Origin of the sequence: Sediminibacterium ginsengisoli (genome assembly GCF_900167075.1) — a bacterium.
GTDB classification, from domain to species: domain Bacteria; phylum Bacteroidota; class Bacteroidia; order Chitinophagales; family Chitinophagaceae; genus Sediminibacterium; species Sediminibacterium ginsengisoli.
In genome coordinates this window covers 1-21,319 of record NZ_FUWH01000016.1, presented here as the reverse complement: position 1 = coordinate 21,319, position 21,319 = coordinate 1, and the positions used below count along the sequence as shown (strand labels likewise).

19 protein-coding genes and 1 pseudogene are annotated in these 21,319 nt (G+C 46.3%); 14 read left to right on the top strand and 6 right to left on the bottom strand.

Going from position 1 to position 21,319, the window contains the following annotated elements:
• Positions 1-93: 93 nt before the first annotated feature.
• The 4 genes from B5D42_RS17630 (at position 94) to B5D42_RS17615 (ending at position 6,192) form a co-directional block, all read left to right on the top strand.
• Complete coding sequence (locus B5D42_RS17630) at positions 94-1,404, top strand: TolC family protein (RefSeq protein WP_078832869.1); 1,311 nt, start codon at positions 94-96, stop codon at positions 1,402-1,404.
• 25 nt (positions 1,405-1,429) lie between these two features.
• Complete coding sequence (locus B5D42_RS17625; protein ID WP_078832868.1) at positions 1,430-2,536, top strand: efflux RND transporter periplasmic adaptor subunit; 1,107 nt, start codon at positions 1,430-1,432, stop codon at positions 2,534-2,536.
• Between the two features lie 27 nt (positions 2,537-2,563).
• The gene (locus tag B5D42_RS17620; protein WP_078832867.1) at positions 2,564-5,698 is read left to right on the top strand and encodes an efflux RND transporter permease subunit; all 3,135 of its coding nucleotides are present in this window, start codon (positions 2,564-2,566) and stop codon (positions 5,696-5,698) included.
• A 92-nt stretch (positions 5,699-5,790) separates the two neighbouring features.
• Positions 5,791-6,192, top strand: coding sequence for a hypothetical protein (locus B5D42_RS17615; protein WP_078832866.1), 402 nt, complete (start codon positions 5,791-5,793; stop codon positions 6,190-6,192).
• Between the two features lie 343 nt (positions 6,193-6,535).
• On the opposite strand, the gene B5D42_RS17610 is transcribed toward B5D42_RS17615, so the two are convergent.
• Positions 6,536-7,918: an OmpA family protein gene (locus tag B5D42_RS17610; RefSeq protein WP_078832865.1), complete on the bottom strand. Its 1,383-nt coding sequence runs from the start codon at positions 7,916-7,918 to the stop codon at positions 6,536-6,538.
• A gap of 392 nt (positions 7,919-8,310) precedes the next feature.
• On the opposite strand from B5D42_RS17610, the gene B5D42_RS17605 reads away from it, so the two are divergent.
• The 4 genes from B5D42_RS17605 to B5D42_RS17590 all read left to right on the top strand — a co-directional run bounded on the left by B5D42_RS17605 (position 8,311) and on the right by B5D42_RS17590 (position 12,175).
• Positions 8,311-8,748, top strand: coding sequence for a hypothetical protein (locus B5D42_RS17605; protein WP_078832864.1), 438 nt, complete (start codon positions 8,311-8,313; stop codon positions 8,746-8,748).
• Between the two features lie 197 nt (positions 8,749-8,945).
• Positions 8,946-10,787, top strand: coding sequence for a BamA/TamA family outer membrane protein (locus B5D42_RS17600; protein ID WP_078832863.1), 1,842 nt, complete (start codon positions 8,946-8,948; stop codon positions 10,785-10,787).
• Positions 10,788-10,859: 72 nt separating this feature from the next.
• On the top strand, positions 10,860-11,381 hold the full coding sequence (locus tag B5D42_RS17595; RefSeq protein ID WP_078832862.1) for a DUF2911 domain-containing protein: 522 nt from the start codon (positions 10,860-10,862) through the stop codon (positions 11,379-11,381).
• 218 nt (positions 11,382-11,599) lie between these two features.
• Complete coding sequence (locus B5D42_RS17590; RefSeq protein ID WP_139367230.1) at positions 11,600-12,175, top strand: hypothetical protein; 576 nt, start codon at positions 11,600-11,602, stop codon at positions 12,173-12,175.
• A gap of 111 nt (positions 12,176-12,286) precedes the next feature.
• Here the strand turns inward: B5D42_RS17590 and B5D42_RS18330 are convergent, their stop codons facing one another.
• Positions 12,287-12,559: an IS1 family transposase gene (locus B5D42_RS18330; protein WP_078832860.1), complete on the bottom strand. Its 273-nt coding sequence runs from the start codon at positions 12,557-12,559 to the stop codon at positions 12,287-12,289.
• 121 nt (positions 12,560-12,680) lie between these two features.
• Here B5D42_RS18330 and B5D42_RS18060 point away from each other — a divergent pair, with 121 nt between their 5' ends.
• Genes B5D42_RS18060 through B5D42_RS17565 form a run of 4 tightly spaced genes read left to right on the top strand, consistent with a single transcriptional unit; the run spans position 12,681 to position 16,501 of the window.
• Complete coding sequence (locus B5D42_RS18060; RefSeq protein ID WP_217698860.1) at positions 12,681-13,466, top strand: DUF2452 domain-containing protein; 786 nt, start codon at positions 12,681-12,683, stop codon at positions 13,464-13,466.
• Between the two features lie 49 nt (positions 13,467-13,515).
• The gene (locus B5D42_RS17575; protein ID WP_078832859.1) at positions 13,516-13,971 is read left to right on the top strand and encodes a NanQ anomerase/TabA/YiaL family protein; all 456 of its coding nucleotides are present in this window, start codon (positions 13,516-13,518) and stop codon (positions 13,969-13,971) included.
• Positions 13,972-14,008: 37 nt separating this feature from the next.
• A complete protein-coding gene (locus tag B5D42_RS17570; protein WP_078832858.1) occupies positions 14,009-14,782 on the top strand; it encodes an ABC transporter ATP-binding protein in 774 nt (257 codons plus the stop codon).
• 9 nt (positions 14,783-14,791) lie between these two features.
• Positions 14,792-16,501: a hypothetical protein gene (locus B5D42_RS17565; RefSeq protein ID WP_139367229.1), complete on the top strand. Its 1,710-nt coding sequence runs from the start codon at positions 14,792-14,794 to the stop codon at positions 16,499-16,501.
• Positions 16,502-16,532: 31 nt separating this feature from the next.
• Here the strand turns inward: B5D42_RS17565 and B5D42_RS17560 are convergent, their stop codons facing one another.
• From B5D42_RS17560 to B5D42_RS17550, 3 genes are all read right to left on the bottom strand, one after another.
• On the bottom strand, positions 16,533-17,312 hold the full coding sequence (locus tag B5D42_RS17560) for a polyprenol monophosphomannose synthase (RefSeq protein WP_078832856.1): 780 nt from the start codon (positions 17,310-17,312) through the stop codon (positions 16,533-16,535).
• Between the two features lie 104 nt (positions 17,313-17,416).
• Positions 17,417-18,187 (bottom strand): 3'-5' exonuclease, encoded by a 771-nt coding sequence (locus B5D42_RS17555; RefSeq protein ID WP_078832855.1) that lies wholly within the window; start codon positions 18,185-18,187, stop codon positions 17,417-17,419.
• A gap of 19 nt (positions 18,188-18,206) precedes the next feature.
• Positions 18,207-19,574 (bottom strand): UDP-N-acetylmuramate--L-alanine ligase, encoded by a 1,368-nt coding sequence (locus B5D42_RS17550; protein WP_078832854.1) that lies wholly within the window; start codon positions 19,572-19,574, stop codon positions 18,207-18,209.
• A gap of 274 nt (positions 19,575-19,848) precedes the next feature.
• On the opposite strand from B5D42_RS17550, the gene ytxJ reads away from it, so the two are divergent.
• Together ytxJ and B5D42_RS17540 are read left to right on the top strand one after the other, a co-directional pair.
• Positions 19,849-20,181, top strand: a complete 333-nt coding sequence (gene ytxJ, locus B5D42_RS17545) for a bacillithiol system redox-active protein YtxJ (RefSeq protein WP_245825759.1) — start codon at positions 19,849-19,851, stop codon at positions 20,179-20,181.
• Between the two features lie 35 nt (positions 20,182-20,216).
• Positions 20,217-20,765 (top strand): DUF998 domain-containing protein, encoded by a 549-nt coding sequence (locus B5D42_RS17540; protein WP_078832853.1) that lies wholly within the window; start codon positions 20,217-20,219, stop codon positions 20,763-20,765.
• Between the two features lie 268 nt (positions 20,766-21,033).
• On the opposite strand, the pseudogene B5D42_RS18055 reads toward B5D42_RS17540, so the two are convergent.
• Positions 21,034-21,319 (bottom strand): annotated as a pseudogene (locus B5D42_RS18055) (hypothetical protein); the annotation flags it as partial.

Below are 21,319 nucleotides of genomic sequence, written 5' to 3'. Positions count from 1 at the left end.
TACACACAGACCTGAACACCGTCTGCTCCACAGAGCTATAGCGTATGCGTATAGCCAGTGATTATTTTATTGCAATACTCTAAAACAGAAACCATGTTACCGACCCGTGTATGGGGATGGCATGCCATCCTTAGGGGAAGTGTGGGCATTTTTATGCTCCTGCTCCTCTGTGCCCCTTTGTGTGCACAAAATGACCGTACCGATACTTTAAGGCTTAGTTTACCCGATGCCGAAAGGATCTTTATGGAAAAAAATCTCGATCTCGTAGCTTCCCGTTACAGTATCGATGCTTCCAAGGCCCTGATAGAACAAGCGAAATACTGGGATAACCCGGTGCTCCAGACCGATCAGAATATCTATGCCAATGGTAAATTCTTCGCTCATGGTAAAGATGCCAATGGTGATCTGCAGGGACAGTATTTTATACAGATCCAGCAGCTGATCAAAACCGCAGGCAAACGCGGCAAGCTGATCGATATGGCTACCACCAATGCCAGGATCAATGAACTCCAGTTCAACGACCTGATGCGGAACCTCAAATACCAGCTGCGCAGCAGTTATTATACCATGGAGCAGCTCTGGAATATTCACAGGCTCTACCAGGAACAACTCACGCATATCCGCCAGCTGTTCACTGCCATGCAGGCCCAGGAAAAAGCGGGTAATACCGCACGCAAAGACCTGCTGCGGATCCAGGCCCTGCAATTATCCGTACAACAGGACCTCGCAGATAATGATGCGCAGCTGGCCAATGTACAGACCGACCTGCGTATTCTCCTTCAACTGGAGGGCAATCAGTTCATTGTTGCCGCTGCCACAGATGCCGGCAGCCAGGTACCGTTAATGGTACTGGATGACCTGATCGCTACAGCTAAACAGAATAACCCGGCTTATGCATTGCAGCAGTCGCAGATATTGTACCAGCAGCAGAACCTGCGTTATCAGAAAGCATTACGTTCACCGGATATAACGCTTGGCCCTGAATATGATCACAACAGCAATTACGCGCCGCATTATGTGGGTCTCAGCGTTTCACTGCCACTGAATATTTTCAATAAGAACCAGGGTAATATCAAAGCGGCAAACTTTAATGTAAAACAGGAAGAAACCAACCTGCTGCAGGTAACACAGCAGATGAACAGTAATATCACCAATGCCTTAAACAAGCTTTATATCACGCAAAAAGCGGCCGGTACAGAACAGACAGACTTCTACAGTGAATACAATCGCATGTTCGGCAATGTAACGGAGAGCTATCGTAACCGGCAGATCAACCTGCTCGAGTTCATCGATTTTTCCGATGCCTACCGCGAAGCCCGGCTGAAATTGTTACAACAACAGCTGAATCTCCGGCTTGCCAAAGAAGAACTGAATTACCAGGTTGGTAAAGATGTGATCCGCTAAACCCTGTACCATAAAATATCAGAACATGAAAAAAATCAACATTATTATAAGTATCGTTTTCTCTTCAGGTATTCTGTTCACTTCCTGCAAAGAGAAAACAGAAGCACCGCCCGCAGCACCAACAAAAGTATGCATCAGTGACTCGATGAGCCATCTGATTAAACTGGATACTGCTGCTATCTCCAATATCAGCAGCCAGCTTTCGCTCTCCGGTGAAGTAAGCTTCGATGAAAATAAAGTAGTGAAGGTCTTCCCTTTCAGCGGCGGACAGGTACTTGAAGTTAAAGTTTCACTGGGCGATCGGGTAACCAAAGGCCAGACGCTTGCCGTGATCCGCAGTGCAGATGTTGCAGGTAACTACAGTGATCTGCGCAGCAGTTCCGCAGATGTGGCAATTGCGAAAAGAGAACTCAATAATGCAAAAAGTCTGTACGAAAAAGGGATCAGCAGCGAAAGGGAATATACACTGGCGAAGGAAAACTATGAGAAGGCAATGATCGCCAGTAAAAAAGTAAACGACCAGATCCAGATCAATGGTGGCGGCCATACCAATGCCAACGGGAATTATATCATTACCGCACCCGCCAGTGGTTTTATCGTGGAAAAAAATACAACGGCCGGAAGTTATATCCGTACCGATAACAGCAACAGCCTGTTTACAATTTCAGACCTCAGTCATGTATGGGTGCTCGCTAATGTATTTGAAGCCGATATCTCCAAAGTGAAACTGGGCGACAATGCATTGATCACCACACTAGCTTACCCGGGTAAAACATTCAATGCGAAAATCGATAAGATCAGTGAAGTACTGGATCCTTTGAATAAGGTAATGCATATCCGTATGACCTTGCCCAATGAAGGCTTCATGCTCAAACCTGAAATGTTCACCACCGTTGTGATTGCGAACCAGCTTGCAGAAAAAACGGTGAGCATTCCGTCCGAAGCAGTCATTTTCGATAACAGTAAAAAATTCGTGGTGGTGTATCACGGTAACTGCAACCTGGAAATACGCGAAGTGGAGATCCGCAAAACCGTCGGCAATATCACTTACCTGAAATCGGGTCTGCAGGCCGGTGATGTGGTGATCAGCCAGAACCAGATCCTGTTGTACAGGGCATTGACAGAGCAATAATGTTTCCGGTAAACAAAAGCATGTACCATGAACAAATTCATTAAAAATATCATACATTTTTCACTACGCCACCGTTACCTCGTGTTCTTCCTGACCGCGGTGATTGCTGCACTTGGCGTATGGAGTTACAAGGAAACGCCGATTGAAACATTTCCCGACGTTACCAATACACAGATCATCATCATTACCCAGTGGCCGGGCCGGAGCGCTGAAGAAGTTGAGAAATTCATCACCATTCCGCTGGAGACCGTATTGAACTCGGTGCAGAAAAAATCGAACCTCAGAACCACTTCTTCATTCGGGCTTTCCTATATCCGGATTATTTTCGACGATGATGTGGATGATGCATTTGCGCGGCAGCAGGTCATGAGCCGGCTCAACGGTGCCGATCTGCCGGAAGGGATCAAGCCGGATGTGCAGCCGCCTTATGGCCCTACGGGTGAGATCTTCCGTTATACGTTGCAAAGTAAAACAACAACCATACGGGATCTGACCACTTTACAGAACTGGGTGCTCGACAGGCAGTTCAAATCGGTACCCGGCGTTGCAGATGTGAACAGTTTTGGAGGTGAAGAGAAAACTTTCGAGATCAGTGTGGATCCGAACCTGCTTACAAAATACAACCTTTCCTCTATCGATGTATACAATGCCGTAGCAAAAAGTAATATCAATGTGGGTGGCGATGTGATCAACAAGAACGGGCAGAGTTATGTGGTGCGCGGTATCGGTTTACTGGATAATATCGATGATATCAATAACGTGATCATCACCCGTATCGATAATGTTCCCATCCTCGTAAGAAATATCGGAACGGTGATCGAAAGCAGCAAGCCTAAACTCGGACAGGTAGCGCTGAACAGGCAGCAGAACCAGATCGAAGGTATTATCGTCATGCGCAAAGGTGAAAACCCAGCCGAAGTGCTGAACCGGATCCGGGAAAAGGTAAACGAACTTAACTCAGGTGTATTACCCAAAGGTGTAACGATCTCTACCTTTTACGATCGTACCAACCTGATCGATTTTTGTACGGAGACAGTGATCCATAACCTGGTGGAAGGTATTATACTGGTAACGGCTATTGTACTGATCTTTATGGCCGACTGGCGTACAACCGTTACTGTAAGCATTGTGATTCCCCTGTCGCTCCTATTTGCATTCATCTGTATGCGTATGAAAGGAATGACAGCCAACCTGCTCAGTATGGGCCCGGTCGATTTTGGAATCATTATAGATGGTGCCGTGGTAATGGTGGAAGGGCTCTTTGTGGCACTCGATCATAAGGCACGGGAAGTGGGAATGGAACGTTTCAACAAACTGGCGAAGCTGGGGCTGTTCAAGACCAAAGGTGCTGAAATGGGCAAAGCGATCTTCTTTTCCAAACTGATCATCATTACCTGCCTGATCCCGATCTTCGCGTTCCAGAAAGTGGAAGGCAAGATGTTCTCGCCGCTGGCTTATACACTCGGTTTTGCGTTGTTAGGGGCGCTCCTCTTCACCTTAACACTGGTGCCGGCATTGTCCAGCATCCTTTTAAGAAAGAATGTCCGGGAGAAGCATAATATAGTAGTATCCTTTTTTGAAAAAGGCATTGGCAAATTACTGGCAGTTGTATATCGCAATAAAAAGAAAAGCGTGCTGGTGGCAATTGCAGCCATGGGGCTCAGCCTGTTCTCTGCCAAATTACTGGGAACAGAGTTCCTGCCGCAGCTGAACGAAGGCGCTTTATGGGTAACTGCCGAACTTCCCATGAGTGTTTCCCTGGATGAAGCCAATACGATCTCAGCAAAAATGGTTGATGTACTACAGCGCTTTCCGGAAGTAAAACAAACACTCACACAGGTAGGCCGTACCAACGACGGAACCGATCCGAAAGGATTCTTCAATGTGCAGATCCAGGTAGACCTGAAACCTGCGAAACAATGGGAAAGAAAAGGCACGGTTGATGACCTGATCGCCGATATGGATAAACAGCTGAGTAAATTCCCGGGTATCGTATTCAACTATTCTCAACCCATCCGCGATAACGTAGCGGAAGCTGTTGCAGGTGTGCCTGCGGCCCTTGCCGTAAAAATATTCGGTTCGGATTTCAACACGCTGGATAAGGCGGCAAAAGATGTAATGGCACAATTGAAAACCGTTCAGGGCGTGGAAGATCTTGGGATATTGAAAAACCTCGGGCAGCCTGAATTCCGCATCGAACTCGATCAGCGTAAAATGGCATTTTATGGCGTAAGCACCGCAGATGCACAGAGCGTGATTGAAATGGCCATTGGTGGTAAAGCAGCTACGCAGTTATACGAAGGTGAACGCAAATTCGATATCCGCATACGTTACCAGGAAGGTTTCCGCGACGATCAGGACAAGATCGAAAGACTGATGGTTCCTGCAAATGACGGCGGTAAGGTTCCACTGAAGAATATCGCGGACATTAAAACACTTACCGGCCCTGCCTTCATTTACCGCGATAACAACATGCGTTATATCGCCGTGAAATTCTCCATACGCGGCCGTGATCTCGGTAGTACTATCCGCGAAGCACAGGCTAAAGTGGCAGCCAATGTAAAAATTCCCGAAGGCTACAAAACTACCTGGAACGGCGAATTCGAGAACCAGATCAGGGCTACGAATACGCTGACCCGGGTAGTACCCGGCTGCCTGCTCGTGATCTTCCTGCTGTTGTTCATCACGTTCGGCAATGTGAAAGATGCATTGCTGACAATCATGAATGTACCGTTTGCCCTGATCGGAGGTATTCTTGCGCTGCATGTTACCGGATTCAATTTCAGTATCAGTGCGGGCATCGGTTTCATTGCGCTGTTCGGGGTCTGTATCCAGAATGGTGTGATACTGATCTCGGTGTTCAGGAAAAACCTGGAAGAGAAAATGCCACTCGACGACGCCGTCCGTGTGGGCGTGATCTCAAGGGTGCGGCCTGTGGTAATGACGGCACTCATGGCCGCTATCGGACTTATACCTGCAGCCATCAGCACCGGCATCGGATCTGAAACGCAGAAACCACTGGCTATCGTGGTGATCGGAGGTCTGATCACTTCCACCATACTCACCCTGCTGATATTGCCGGTGATCTATGCACTGGTTCATAAGCTGATCCACAGGCGTAAGAACAGAAAGCTGGCCGGTAAAGCCGGAATTTACAGTTGATCTCAATAAAATGGCCCTTTCAGGAATGAACGGGCCATTTTATGATGTAATTCTTGCTCAGGTTAATTTATTTACTACTTTTACTTTTTATAATGAACATGAAGCGTGTTTATTACATACTGAACCAATGCCTGCTGACCGTCCTGGCCCTTATGGTGCTGGGTATGGGGCTTAACAGTTTCAGCCGCTTCATTTCCGCCCGGGTACTTGCATCCGAACATACTGTTTACGAAAAAACCGCGAGGTTATCTTCCACACACCAGATTGTAGCCAAAAGACAGAAACAAGCAAGACCCGACAGCAAAATCCCGAGAAATAACCCTGCACACCATACGCACTGCCATCAGCCCGCAACCGTTCTTTATGCGGAGAGATATGCAGATGCAACCATGAAAGGATTAGTTGAACTATCGCGTAAGCACAATCCAAGTCCTTATTCTTTCAGTCTCAGCAAATACGACAAGGAGATCAATCCTCCCCCTCCCAAAGCCTGATTTACAGGATTCACTTACTGTATTTAAATTTCCCGCAGATCGGGGACGTCTGCCTGTCTCTGCATAGCAGCATTCCGGCATTGATTGTACTGAATTTTGATTTATTACCGTAAGTATCCCTGAGCGCGTTCCGCCGTTTCCGGCGCAGTTATGTCTCTATGCCATCCATTCTATATTTCAAGTTTACGTCTTGTATAAAGCACATTTTCATTTCTGTAGTTGGTTGGTTTTCAATAGCAACAAGCCTGCCCCTTTAAAAGGGCAGGTCTTGTTCGTTATCAAAAAAAAATGGTGGCCGGGTGACCACCATTTTTAATTAGCATTCTCACTATTCAATTACAACCTAATATAATGTAAACTCTACCCTCCTGTTTTTCTGCCTTCCGGCTGCCGTTTTATTGCTTTCGATCGGCTGACTTTCGCCATAACCTACCGCTTCAATGCGTGAAGGATTGGCTCCCTGAGATACCAGGTAAGATTTTACCGATTCAGCCCTGTCTTTGGACAGTTTCATATTAGCCGCATCTGAACCTACATTATCGGTATGTCCGGCCAGTTTCAGGCTGAAACCTTTCTTCACCAGGATCTCTGCTACCCTGTTCAGTGTTGGATAGGATTTAGAGCGGATAGTTGATTTACCAAAGTCGAATTCGAGATTTTTGATCGCATCACTTACAATTCTCCTGTCTTCTTCGGTGATCACATACTGCTCCTTCTTAATAATAGTAGTGTCTTTGGCAACAGGCAGCGGGCAACCGGAGCCGTCTACTTTTTCACCGGCTGGTGTGTTCGGGCATTTATCGAAGAAATCGGCCACACCATCTTTATCGCTGTCGAGCTTCATTTTATCCAGTTCAGCTTTCCAGCCACTTGCTGCGGCAAGGTCCTGCTGGAGCTGGCTCACTCTGGCTTCTGTATTGTTCAGCGAAGCCCGCAGTGCATTGTTCTGGTCTACCAGATCCTGTTTCAGCTGAGCTGCCGGGTTATGGGTAGCCAGCTGGGGTTTGTTACGTCCGCCCAGCGCAAATTCGAGGCCGAGATGCCCATAAGAGAATTTATCGCTCAGGTATGGCGGGTTGTAAAAGCCATCCAGGTCATCCCCATCCACAAAATTCATACGGTAGCCCATATCGAGGTTTACGCTCTGCGAAAGGTTGAATTTCAGGCCGATACCTACGGGAATGAAGAATTTGTTGATGCTGCCGTCTGGTTTAAAATCGATAGCGGTACCGGCGTTATTGGTAACTACAGGGTTATAATTCAATACACCACCACCCACACTTACATAAGGCTGTACAGCAGTATGAAGCTGGGTCCAGTTGATATTACCCAGTGTGATCACCCCGCTCAGGGCTGCCGACCAGTTAATGTCTGTTTTGAACGATTTGTAAGGTGTTCCGGGAGGCGCGCCATTGTCGTTATTGCCTTCCAGGGTACCTCTTAAGAAGTCTGCCTGAATTCCGAAACGGTGCGAGATCTGGTTTTTGATATAAGCACCATAACCGATTGTTCCCTGTCCTTTGGAAAAATCGTTTCTGCCGCCAATAGCTATAGACGGGAAGAGCATGCCTCCGTGTACGCCAATTGACCAGGTTCTGTAGCTGCCGGTACCAGAAAACAGCTGGGCCGGTTTATTCAGGGCAGTGTCCTGTGCTCTGCCGGCGGATAGCAGGGAAACCCCGAGTCCGGTCAGCAGAACGATCTTTTTTGATGATAAAAGCTGCATAATGCGTTGTTTTTAAGATTAAGCTAGTAGGGTTTACACTGGCGGATATACCAAACTCATGCCAGCAGAGGCCCGGAAAACGGCATTTAACTCACCGACGGGCAACCGTTCGTCCTAAAGCGGACAATTGATACACTGATTTCATCCCTGTAAAACGGCCTTTAATATTTCATTAAGAAATCGGCGCAAAAGCTTACCAGTATTGGATTGCATGGCAGTATTAACCCACGTTAACATTCCCGTTAACACCATTCATCATAACCGTTTTTAAAAGTCTGTCACTAATCACAATCCATTTCGTCATCGAAATGCGCGATTATACTTTTGACATGTCAATACAACGAAACGAATTGACAACAACCATTTCTCTAAAACATTTAAATACAAAACACATGAAAAAATTATTTATCGCTGCCCTGATTATCGCAGCCGCCACAACCACCGCTTTTGCAAACATTGCTGATGTCAACAACAAGTCTGCACTGCATTTCAAAAACAAGTTCACCAAAGCAGTTAATGTGAACTGGACTTCAGACATCAACTACGATAAAGTAACTTTTAACACAGACGGCCAGCAGGTAAGCGTGTTCTATACACCACAGGGGCAGCTCATCGGAACCAGCACCAACATCGGTTTTGACAAACTGCCTAAAAAAGCGATCACTGCTGTTACCTCAGAATACACCTACCCAGAATACAGCCTGAAAGAGTGTATCAGGTTTGAGAACGCAGACGGAGATGTTCAATATTTTGTATCTATGGATAAGGGTGGCGAATATGTAGCATTCGAAGTAGACGAGACCGGCGCCATCAGCGTTCTGAAGAAATAAAGGTATTTCTTCCCCTCAATTGTTCAACCACCGCCTTCTGTTGAAGGCGGTTTTTTTTGCGTGAATATGAAGGTGTTGGGAAAATAAATACACAGTTCAGGTTTAATAATTAACAGATGTGTTGCCAGTGATTTCAAGGCGGAATGGTATGATTATGTTAACTTGACAGCATTTTCGCATCATTCCGCCAACCCGATATGCCAACGCGTTTTTTATATGTTTTGCTGGTTGCTGCTTCTTGCCTGGTTTCTGAGGCCCGGGCACAGGAACAACAGGCGGACACAGCTTTTTTCCTGGCGGGAAAGAAGGGATTGCTCGGGAAAATAGGGAAAAGCCTTTCGGTCAATAACCCGGCCCCTGCTATACTGGCCACTGGTGCTGTAAAGAATGATTCTGTATTCCGGAAGTTCAGCGGTAAAGTGATCCGTGAGATCCAGATCGAGAAGCTGGGCTTTGAGAAGTTTGTGAACGACACCAATAAAGTGACCCGGAATATTTTCAGCCGTGCGGGTGATGCCCTTCACACCAGTACCCGGCGACGGGTGATTTTGAATAACCTCTTTTTTGCGCCGGGCGATACGGTTTACCCCTACCTCATGGCCGATAATGAAAAGCTGCTGCGTGAATTAAGTTACCTGCAGGATGCCCGTATCGAGATCAAGGAATTGCCGGGCAATACCGATTCGGTGGATGTGCTCATCATCTGTAAAGACGTTTTTCCGGTTGGCGGCAGTGCCGATCTCGGATCGCCTACGAGCGGGAGCATTGAGGTAAATGATGATAACCTGGTAGGAACCGGGAACCGGATCCAGTTCATCAGCTATTTCGATATGGACCGAAGCCCTACTTACGGATTTGGTTTCCAGGCACTTAAGCGGAATATAGCGGGTACTTTCATCAACGTTGCGGTCGGTTACCAGACCGAAGCACCGGCTTTCAACAGTGGCCGGAGAGAGGAAAAAGCCTTATACCTGCGTGCCGAACTGCCATTACCGAGTCCATACCATGTGTGGACGGGAGGACTCGAATACGCAGTGCGCTTTACACAAAATGCCTATAAACCTGATTCGGTCTACAATAGTGATTTCCGTTACAATTACCGGCTATTCGATGGCTGGATAGGTTATAACCTGGGCGCCAAACAACGACTGCAGGAAAATTTCAACTCCAGGCTTAAGAAATTCGTAGCGTTAAGGGGTATTCACCGCCGGTTTACCGATGTGCCGGATCTTTACAAGAACCTGTATAACGTATACTATTCGGACCTGGTAAGTGTACTCGGCTCATTCACTATTTTCGAGCAGGATTATTACCATACCAATTTCCTGTATGGCTTTGGACGGAATGAGGACGTACCGGAAGGCTTCAACCTGTCCTTTACCGGCGGGCTGAGCAGAAGAGGTCAGGCAACCCGGCCTTATATCGGGTTTGAATACCAGCGTAACTATTTCTCCAACCGGAAAAACTACCTGAACTATACGATCCGTGCGGGAACCTATTTTAATAAGAATCTCCTGGAAGACATCAGCTTCCTCACAAGCATAGATTATTTTACGCGGCTCAGGAAATTAGGGAACAGCAAATGGTTCCTCCGGCATTTTATCAGCGGCAGCATCACCCAGCAGGCAAGAACGATCTATAATGAGCCGCTGCTGTTATCCAGCATTTACGGGATCCCGTTGCTGAGTAATGAAAACATCAGGGCTTCCACACGGATCACATTCAACGGTGAATCCGTGTTCTACAATACCTGGAAACTGCTGGGTTTCAGCTTTGCGCCATTCACTTTTGCGAATGTTTCTTATCTCAAGACCATCGGCGCAGATCTTCATAAAGGAGATATTTATACGGCAATTGGCGCAGGTGCGAGAACGCGGAATGAAAACCTGGTATTCGGTACAATGGAATTACGGGCGAGTTATATTCCCAGAACCAATGGAAGCCGTACTACCACCTGGTATATTGCGTTCTCAACAGATCTGCGGTTCAAATACAACAGCCAGTTTATCAAAAGGCCGGAGTTTGCCGTAGTGAACTGATACCGCACATCCAACAGATTGCGGATTTTAATCAATTGGTTGTAATTTCAGCCCTCACCTCAAAAAGCAACTATGAAAAAACTATTTGCATTATCAGCCCTTGCGGCATTTTTCTTTGGTACTGTACAGGCGCAGACACCGGAAGCCAAACCCAAGCCGAGTCCTGCTGCCAAAGTTTCTGAAACCCTGCCGAACGGAACAGTGATTACCATCGATTACAGTCAGCCTGCATTGAAAGGTCGTGTAATGGGAAAAGATGTAGAACCGATGGATGGTAAAGTATGGCGTGCCGGCGCTAATGACGCCACTGTATTTGAAGTGAGTAAAGATGTAAAAATAAACGGGCAGACCCTGCCGGCAGGAAAATATGGTTTCTTTACGCTGGTACAGAATGGGCAGTGGACATTCATCTTCAACAAAGTAGCCAAGCAGTGGGGAGCATTCTCATATGCACAGGATCAGGATGCATTGCGTGTACCGGCAAAAGCAGGTAAAACAGCAGCACCGGTTGAAAGGCTTACTTATACCATCAGCAAAGCTGGTGAAGTAGCGTTGTCATGGGGAGATGTTAAAGTCTGGGTTACTGTACAGTAGCGTTCAGTGATTTTGAAGATATCGGCTGCAGTGAGCATTGTTTACTGCAGCTTTTTTATGCGGATATGTAAACCGGAAATAAATCCTGGGCAGATTGGTTAACGTTTTCATGCTCCTGCTATGCAAAAATGTTCCTTTTCCTTACAGGAAGTTCCGTAAGTTAGTCGGGCGGGAAGGAATTGCGTGAACGATCATTTATCGCATTGAAAAAAACAGCATTGAACGCAAATCTTTTTCGTAAAATCGAAACCATTACTTTTCTGCTCATCACCATTTGGGGTGTGGTGCAGGGCCAGGTAACGGTTTTCTATATTATATACCTGTTCTGGGCCCAGGAATTGGTGCGAACGGTTGTTAATTCCATTGTGCTTAACAGAAAAGAAGGTAATACTGCAGCCGTTTACCACCAGATGAAGGGCAGCTTTTTCCTGCTCTTCCTTTATGTGATCTTTATTGTGGTACTGTTTGGCATTATACTCAACTGGGACAATCTTGATCTGCTGAAAATAAATCTGCGAATCTTATTACTGCGTAACACCTATTTCAACATCAACATGGTGCTTTTTGGAGTACAATATTACCTGTACCTGAGGTATAACGGGCTGAACCATGCGGATATAAAAGCTTTTAACCGCAGTCATTTGATCCTGCACATTTCTATTGTTATTGCCGGCGTCATACAGATGGCGGTTGTAAAACAATACCCGGCATACTTTTCAGGCAAGGAGCTATGGGGCTCAGCGTTGGTGGTTTTACCGTTTTTGTTATTGAAGATATGGCTGGGACGAAAATAACTGCCGTTCCAGTTGTCTGTAAGGATAAAAATTAGAGTTCACTTCTATTAAATACGATGGCCGGACCTAAGATAAATCCAGAGGCAGGCATTCGGTAATTCAATACGTTTACTAAAACAGATGGTTCCTGGCAAGGCATTTTAAATGAGTCCTGATATTCAAATTATTTCTTTCCATCCGATTTGTACAATAGTTACCGGCACGATGAATGGCAGCCGGTAATAACGACCTGTATAAAGGAAGCCTGTCAGCATAAACCTTTCCGGGTGTACCTGTAATATGATCCGTTATTTTACGCACCTGTTCTTTGTTCGCTTCCAACCCATTGCTGAACCAGCGTGATCCTAACCTGCTGTAAGGGTTATGATCGTATTGTTCACGCATCTGCCATTGAAGAGTCAGGCTATCCTTGCCGGCTTCGGAAGATGGCAGACAGCATTTATTGACATATGTACAGGCTGAGCAAGATAATTATTATCGTAGGTTTGTATACGAGGTAAAGTGTATGACAAAAGCATATAATTTTTTAGCCAGCTGGCAGTTATTCCCTGAGAAATGCCGGTTTGAACATGGGGTGGCGCCGAAGAGCGGCAATTACCGGATTGAAAGTCCGGATGATATAAAACTTCGTATCATCATGAGCTGGGTTACAATAGAAGATGAAGCATTCCACGCCGAATACGAAGTGGTGCCCGACGGGCTCGAACATCCGCTCAACGGCGAGGATGCCGACCAGATCAGCGCAACAGTTACCGGCAGTCATTATTTACTGGTACGTTTGCTTAAAGCAGGAAACCCTGTACTGGAGATCGAACACAATATCCTTCCCAACGGTTACATGCAGGTAATACAGAAAGGAAAAGACAGTAAAGAAGGATCGTTCACCAATACCGAGATCTACCATAAACAATTAAGTGTATTACCTTATGCAGCTTCCGTTGGCGGTGTAGCCATACGCGCTACGAAAGAAGGAATGATCAGGCACAGTGCCCTCACCGCGATGGAAGAACAGACAGAAATGCAGCTGTTGCAGATCCGGCAGCAGATCGAATTGCTGGCAAGGCAGGCACAGGAGATCAGGAAACGAAAAGAACTGAGCCTGATGATCTATGATGCAAAACTGAGCTTCAAACCTGTTATCGGCCAGGTATATCATCTCTATGAAAAAAAAGACGGAACACATACCCTCTCCATGGTAGCGCCTTCCGAATGGGGCGCCGGCGGACCTTTCAGGCAGTTTATCGCCTCCGTTAAACTGCTGGCTGATCATACCTGGGTGGAAGTGGAATAAAACCAACCCGTATCGCGGCAAATTGAATACCTTACCGTAAATTAACAGGATGATCATCGATGATATTGCATATGCTTCGCGGTATTACACACTGGGAAGCCGCATCCGGCAGGCACTGGTATTTCTGCAGGAAACAGATTTTGCTGCTATCCCGACTGGCAAACATGAAGTAGACGGTGAAAATATTATTGCCATTGTGGATGAATACGACACAAAAGATGCAGCATCCGAACAGCTGGAATCACATAAAACCTATATTGATATCCAGTACCTGCTGGCGGGTGAAGAACTGATCGGGCACCTGTTGTTACAGGATCAGTTGCCTTCTGTTCCTTATAACGCGGAAACAGATGAGATGATATTTGCAGAACGGCCGGCTTTTTTCTCGAAACTGCAGCCTTTCATGTTTGCGATCCTCTATCCTACCGACCTGCATATGCCTGGCATCATTTCGGGAACACCAACCCGTGTGAAAAAAGTTGTGATGAAGGTAAAGGCAGACTGAATCTTATATTTCCCATAAAGCGACAAAGTGTATTGATATGAACCCCATCATCAGCCTGAAAAATGTACATAAACATTACAGCAATAAACAGGTATTGAACGGCGTCAATCTCGACATATACCGCGGCCAGGTAATCGGATATATCGGCCCCAACGGCGCGGGTAAAAGCACTACGGTGAAAATTCTCTGCGGACTGATTTCGGATTATGAAGGCGAAGTAACGGTTGATGGCATCGATCTGCGCAATGATCCCCTTGCCGTAAAAAGCCGCATCGGTTATGTGCCGGAACTTGCAGAATTATATGAAGTGCTTACGCCTGCGGAATTCCTTGGCTTTATGGCTGAACTGTATGGGATTCCGGCAGATCTCGCACAGGAACGGATGATGAAAATGCTCTCGGCTTTCGGACTGGAAACCAATGTCAACCAGCGCATGGATACATTCAGCAAAGGCATGCGTCAGAAAGTGCTGATCGTGTCAGGGCTTTTACATAATCCCGACATCATTATCCTCGATGAACCATTGAGCGGACTGGATGCCAACAGTGTGATCATTGTAAAAGAACTGATCAGCAAACTGGCGCGTGATGGTAAAACTATTTTCTACTGTAGTCACATGATGGATATCGTAGAAAAAGTAAGCGACCGCATTGTGCTCATCAATAACGGAACAGTGATAGCAGACGGCAGTTTCGAAGAACTGAAACAACAGCAGGGCAACCACAGCCTCGAACATATTTTTGCGCAGCTGACTGCAAAAGACACACTCACAGATGCGGCCGACAAGCTCATGAACGCATTCGGACATTAACCTTACGTTATGAACATCATCAACCGCGCCTATCTTTTTTTATTGCTGCAGCCATCGTCTTTATACAGGCGTATGGGAGTGAATACTGCACAACTGAAAGCCATCCTTTCCACCAAACTGATGATGGACGACAGACGCCCCAACAGTCTGCGTCAAACCCAGGGAAAAAATGAAAACCCTTCGAAATTCGCCACGATCGGTACCATGATCGTGTCTGCCGTGGTTGGGTTACTTTTCCTGACCACATTTTTTGTCGGCACAGAATACATTACAAAGCTCACCCTTTATTTTGCCATTTATATATTCATGCTGGCTTTTACACTGATCTCGGATTTCACATCTGTACTGATCGATGTAAGAGATACAATGATCATACTGCCCAAACCGGTAAATGATAAAACCTTCCTCCTGGCGCGGTTACTGCATATCATTATACATATATCGAAAATGATGATCCCGATGACATTGCCGGGACTTATTTATCTTATTGTGAAAACGGGCTGGGGTTCCGTCATTCCTTTTATGCTGATGGTTGGAGCAGCTACACTGTTTACTATTTTCCTGATCAATGCCGTTTATCTTGTGATCCTTCGTATCACAACGCCGGCCAGGTTCAAAACTGTGATCAGTTATTTCCAGATCTTCTTTGCCGTATTTATTTATGGCAGTTACCAGATCGTACCACGGCTCATTAATAAAGCACTTTATGAACAGTTCAGTATCGAAGGAAAAGCCTGGGCCTGGCTCCTTCCTTCTTACTGGTTCGCCGGCAGCTGGCAGTTCCTCTATTCATTCCGGTTTACCTGGCCGCATTTCATTTCTTTCCTTGCAAGCATTGCTGTGCCGGCGCTTTCTATCTGGGCAGTTGTAAAATATTTTGCGCCATCTTTCAACAGCAAACTGGCCATGATCAGCGGAAGCGCAGACAGTGGGCCGGCAGCAACGGAAAAAGCAACAAAGGCAAGAGGGAATACGCGTACGCTGTCGTCCAGACTGGCATCATTAATCACCAGGCCGGGTGCTGAGCGTATGTCATTCCTGCTTACCTGGAAAATGACGGGCCGTAGTCGTGATTTCAAACTGAAAGTGTACCCGGCTTTCGGTTATATGCTGGTATATCTCGTGATCATGTTCATGAATTCCAATGGACTCACCCTTACCACTATACGCAACCAGCAGGGTTCGGGTAAATTCATTTTTATGGGAGTTACTTATTTCAGCAGTTTTATCCTGATGATGGCGCTGCCCCAATTAATTTATTCAGACAAATACAAAGCCGCCTGGATCTATTATACCACACCGGTACGCACTCCGGGTGAATTGATCAGCGGTGCCGTGAAAGCCACCATCGTAAAATTCTTTGTTCCTGTTGTTTTACTGATCACTATAGCTGCCGTATCGGTGATCGGTATTAAAATAATTCCGAATCTTTTGCTGGGGATGGCCAATATATTACTGATCGCTTCGCTGATGGCCTATATATCTATTACACAGCTTCCTTTTTCAGAAGAACAATCCAATGCGCCGAAGGGAAGTTTTGTGCGTACGCTGATTGCCATGTTTATCCCGGCTTTATTGGCGCTGCTGCATTATTTACTTTACCAGTTCATGGTGGTAGTAATTATGCTTGCTGTGCTGTCGGGTATTGCCACCTGGCTGGTGCTGGATGCTTTAAGAGCACGCGAATGGACTAAACTCCGCCGTTATAAGCACGGCTGATCTTTTGCAGGCTGGCCTGGTTGTGACAGGGTTAACTTGCTTTCCGCTCTGCAGATGTGGTATCGAAGCTGTTTTTGTTCAGGCGCTTGCGGTAGTTTTTAAACATACTGTCCCACTGGATCCGCAGCACTCCTATTACACCTTCTTTGATAATGCCTTTACTCATCTTGCTTACACCGATTTTACGGTCGATGAAAGTGATAGGCACTTCCTTGATCCTGAAGCCGAGCTTCCAGGCTGCAAATTTCATTTCGATCTGGAATGCATAGCCCACAAATGTGATCTCGTCCAGGTTAATGGTTTCCAGCACTGTGCTGCGGTAACATACAAAGCCCGCTGTAGGGTCGTTTACCGGCATCCAGGTAATGAGTTTGGTATATAGTGCGCCGCCCTTGGAATATAATTTCCTGTCGAGCGGCCAGTTCTCTGTTTTTCCACCGGGTACATAACGGCTTCCTACGGCAACATCTGCCTGTTCGTATTTGCAGGCATTGTAAAGACGTTCAAGATCTGCAGGATTGTGGGAGAAATCGGCATCCATTTCAAAAATGAACTGGTACCCCCGGTCAAGGCTCCATTTGAAACCGTGTATATAAGCGGTACCAAGTCCGAGTTTGCCGCTTCTTTCTTCAATGAATAATTTTCCGGGATAAACAGCTATCAGCGATTTAACGATCGCAGCAGTACCGTCGGGAGATCCATCATCAATCACAAGGATATGGTAGCCCTGATCGAGCACAAATACGGCTTCGATAATAGCTGTGATATTATCCTTTTCATTATAGGTTGGTATGATAACTAACTTTTCCAAATAGCCAGGGAACTTTTATTGTTTTGCGCTAAGTTACAATTCGCAGGCATAATCCTGCGATCCGGATCGCCAAATCGGGTAAAAACACCCGTGAATAACCAAACTTACCCTTTTTTTAACAGAGTGCGGTTCAGTATTTCGGTCAGTTTCTGCTTGGTATTCATGGCAAAATCACCTTTCATCATCCAGTCGTAGTACTGTGGTTCTTCCTTCAGCACCTGAACAACGGGTTTGCCTTTGTGTTTGCCGAAGTTGAAAACCTCTACACCTTTGTCTTTTACAAAACGGCGGGCAAAATCCACGATATCATCTTCACCGGTAAATTTCACAATACTTTCTACGGTATTACCGATCTGCGGATAACGTTCCACCTGCGCTTCCAGCACTTCCCAGGTTGCAGTGGCATCTGCTTCTGCGCTGTGTGCGCCATCGAGGTTTTTCTGGCAATAGAATTTATAGGCAGCGCTTAGCGTACGCTGTTCCATCATATGAAATACTTTCTGTACATCCACCAGCCTGCGGCCATCGGTTGAAAAATCGATACCAATGCGCAGAAATTCTTCAATCAGCATGGGTATATCGAAACGGTTACTGTTATAACCGGCGAGATCGCAGTTGTCGATGAACTGTTTTACTTCATTGGCCACCTGTTTAAAAGAAGGTGCGTCTTTTACCATCTCGTCTGTAATACCATGGATTTCGGAAGAGCCGGCAGGGATAGGCATCAGCGGATTGATCAGTTTACGCTTCACCTGGCGGCTGCCATCCGGCATGATCTTTACAACAGCAAGTTCAATGATCCTGTCTGTGCTGATGTTAACACCTGTTGTTTCCAGGTCAATAAATGCAATGGGGCGCGTAAGTTGAAGTTTCATTGGATGGAACGAGGTTTTCTTAGGTTGAAGTTTGCGTGATTTTTTTTGCGAATGTAAGCATATCCAGCCCATCATAATTGCCGCTGCTCATTAAAAGAAGATTTGACTGCCGGTAATTCCTTGCTTCCAGCCAGTCTTGCAGCGTATCCCTGTCTGTAATCACTTCCAGTCCGGGCTTTGCAAAACCTGTCACAACCTTATCTGCCGCGAGTTCCGGCATTTTTTTGATCTCCAGCGCGTGCTTCGAATAAAATACCGCAGCCTCGTCGGCTTCATCCATCACATGCTGGTATTGCTCCATGAAATCGGCATTGAGACTGCTGTAGGTATGCAGCTCGAGCAACGCGATCAGCCTGCGTTCGGGATATTGTTTTTTTACCGCTTCAATGGTTGCTTTTACCTTGCTGGGTGCATGGGCGAAATCACGGTAAACATTCGTGTCGTTATTCGCTGCCAGCAGTTCCAGTCTTTTGGATGCTCCTGCAAAACTGCCGATGGCAGGAATAAAATCCGCGGCGGCAATACCTGTTTCCCGGCAGGCATAAAAAGCCGCATTCAGGTTCATCAGGTTATGGTTGCCGAACACCTGCAGTGAGCCGCTCACACCATCCAGCGTTACCGTGGTGGCGCCGTTTGAAATAGTATGTTCCGGTACGCCATATGGCTGGTAACGGAGGTCTTCCCTGCGGCACTCATCAACCAGCGCTGCAAGTACCGGGTCTGTTTCATTATAGATGAGCAGGCCGCCGGCTTCTATTTTCCCGATAAAAATGCGGAATTGCTCCAGGTAGATCTCAAAAGTGGGAAATACATTGATATGATCCCAGGCAATCCCTGTAAGGATCGCCACATGCGGAAAAAGGAAATGAAATTTAGGCTTACGCTCGATCGCACTGGCCGGATATTCATCACCTTCACAAACGATCAGCGGCGAATCTGTTATTTTAACCGACTGATCGAAACCGTTCAGCCTGGCCCCGACAAGATAATCGAAATCCCTGCCCAGGGTTTTCAGCACATGCATGATCATACTCGTAGTGGTGGTCTTGCCATGGCTTCCGCCTACCACGATCCTTTGCTTCTGCCTGCTTTCATGATAGATATATTCGGGGAAAGAATAGATCTTCAACCCCAGTTCCCGGGCTTTCACCAGTTCCGGGTTGTCGATACGGGCATGCATACCCAGGATCACTGCGTCAAGATCCGGACTGATCAGATCGGGCTGCCAGCCCATCGCCGCAGGTAACAATCCTTCGGCGGCCAGATTGCCCAGTGCAGGTTCAAATATCTCATCATCAGTACCGGTTACCTGGTACCCCTTCCGCTTCAGTGCAATAGCCAGCTGGTGCATCACACTACCTCCAATCGATATAAAATGAACCTTCATGATCTGATATGTTAACACATTTTAAGAATAATCGGCAGACCTGACAGGCTGCATTTCCATGCCACACCTTATCTTTACCTTTGTAAAAGCCAAATTAAGGCTAATATCATATTTAATTATCAGGTATGAAAAAGATTATTATACTGACGCTTCTTGCATTTTCCGGCGCGGTGTTCCTGTCTTCCTGCGCTTCCAGTAAAGGTAAAGGCTGTCCAACCACCAATCCGAATTATTTTAAGATATAACAACGGCAGGTATTTTTAAACGGAGCGCAATGATCAACTGGATAAAACTTACAAAAGAAGAACAACTTGCGGATATACAGGCAGCATCTGCCGGTAAGCCGCAGGTCATTTTCAAGCATAGTACCCGCTGCAGCATCAGTTCTATGGTTCTGTCACGACTGGAAAGAGAATCGGTGCATACGGATGCGGATTTCTATTACCTCGACCTGATCGCTTTCCGCTCCATTTCCAATGAAATTGCAGAGAAGTTTCACGTACATCACGAATCGCCGCAGGTGCTGGTGATCCGGAACGGTGAATGTATTTATGATGAAAGTCATATGGGCATCACTATGGACGAGATCGCACAACAGGTAGCCTGATCCTGTTCTTATTTTACACCTGCTTACTGCTGATTATGATTTTCATTCTTTCCATTGCTGTTACCGTATATCTTGCGATCGGCATTATTTATTTTGGCATCCGCATCAAAAAACACAGCCAGCTCCGCGACACCATCAGTGAACTGGGCGAATTCGGAGCCCCGCTTTCCCCTCAGGTTAATAAAGGACTTTTCCTTCCGGTAGGAATTGCCTGTTTCCTGGTAACAGCGCTTTCACTGGGCAGCGGGCCATTGTTCGGTCTCTCCTTCTGCCTCGGTACCGGCTATACGCTGGCAGCATTCTTCCCCTGCGATCCGGGCTCGCCCTTCCAGGGAAGCACCAGGCAACAGATTCATAATATCGGTGGCTTTATCGAATACGCAGGCGGAGTTTATTTCCTTTCCAAAGCAGCCGACGAATTTGGTCCGCAGCCCTTCTGGGACTACAAGACCGCTGCAGTGATCATGTTCTTTGTCATCATCCTTATCTCCATGCCTAAAATGCCGGTCCGCGGACTCATTCAGCGTGTGGGCGAAGTCGTGCTGTTTGGCAGTATGATCATGCTGGCGATGATGCGCAGCTAAGATGCTTAGCCGGTAATAGTTAAAAGGTAACCGCTTCCGGGTTCGCAAATCTTTATCGTACGATTTCTGGTGCTCGGGCCGCTGACATCGTCTTTCTTTTCTCGCTGATGTCTCCCGAAGGGGACTCAGCGCAGCACGCTGTTTCTATTTGTAAAGTTGCATATAGATTAAGCATTTTTAAAGGACTGTTTACGAACGTCAACCTAAGTGTATAGGTTGATATTTCAAATTGTTGTTGGTCAGGCGACCACAGGTGTTCGAAAGATATTTATGAGGAGTTACACAATAAAATAGCGTTCATTTTTTCGGGATCACCGCCGCACTTGATAATCAGATATTTAATTATCTCTGCTTCGAGATCAGCGGCGAACTTCAGCCTGGGTATTTTATATCCCGGTTGTTTCGTTTCTTTTTTATAAGCGCTTAATAAAATGGCTGCGATCATTGTGACATAGAGAACAACCTTAATCCCATTTTCACTTCTATTCACCAGGTGACTGAAATTGAATAATTGCTTGATGAATTTGAAAAAGACTTCAATATCCCACCTTCGG

Coding starts and splice junctions, on each gene's coding strand:
- B5D42_RS17565 (WP_139367229.1), top strand. CDS start 14,792: ATGAACATCATCAACCGCGCCTATCTTTTTTTATTGCTGCAGCCATCG.
- B5D42_RS17630 (WP_078832869.1), top strand. CDS start 94: ATGTTACCGACCCGTGTATGGGGATGGCATGCCATCCTTAGGGGAAGT.
- B5D42_RS17600 (WP_078832863.1), top strand. CDS start 8,946: ATGCCAACGCGTTTTTTATATGTTTTGCTGGTTGCTGCTTCTTGCCTG.
- B5D42_RS17625 (WP_078832868.1), top strand. CDS start 1,430: ATGAAAAAAATCAACATTATTATAAGTATCGTTTTCTCTTCAGGTATT.
- B5D42_RS18330 (WP_078832860.1), bottom strand. CDS start 12,559: ATGCGTGAACAATACGATCATAACCCTTACAGCAGGTTAGGATCACGC.
- B5D42_RS17540 (WP_078832853.1), top strand. CDS start 20,217: ATGATTTTCATTCTTTCCATTGCTGTTACCGTATATCTTGCGATCGGC.
- B5D42_RS17615 (WP_078832866.1), top strand. CDS start 5,791: ATGAACATGAAGCGTGTTTATTACATACTGAACCAATGCCTGCTGACC.
- B5D42_RS18060 (WP_217698860.1), top strand. CDS start 12,681: ATGACAAAAGCATATAATTTTTTAGCCAGCTGGCAGTTATTCCCTGAG.
- B5D42_RS17620 (WP_078832867.1), top strand. CDS start 2,564: ATGAACAAATTCATTAAAAATATCATACATTTTTCACTACGCCACCGT.
- B5D42_RS17605 (WP_078832864.1), top strand. CDS start 8,311: ATGAAAAAATTATTTATCGCTGCCCTGATTATCGCAGCCGCCACAACC.
- B5D42_RS17555 (WP_078832855.1), bottom strand. CDS start 18,187: ATGAAACTTCAACTTACGCGCCCCATTGCATTTATTGACCTGGAAACA.
- B5D42_RS17575 (WP_078832859.1), top strand. CDS start 13,516: ATGATCATCGATGATATTGCATATGCTTCGCGGTATTACACACTGGGA.
- B5D42_RS17570 (WP_078832858.1), top strand. CDS start 14,009: ATGAACCCCATCATCAGCCTGAAAAATGTACATAAACATTACAGCAAT.
- B5D42_RS17595 (WP_078832862.1), top strand. CDS start 10,860: ATGAAAAAACTATTTGCATTATCAGCCCTTGCGGCATTTTTCTTTGGT.
- B5D42_RS17610 (WP_078832865.1), bottom strand. CDS start 7,918: ATGCAGCTTTTATCATCAAAAAAGATCGTTCTGCTGACCGGACTCGGG.
- B5D42_RS17550 (WP_078832854.1), bottom strand. CDS start 19,574: ATGAAGGTTCATTTTATATCGATTGGAGGTAGTGTGATGCACCAGCTG.
- ytxJ (WP_245825759.1), top strand. CDS start 19,849: ATGATCAACTGGATAAAACTTACAAAAGAAGAACAACTTGCGGATATA.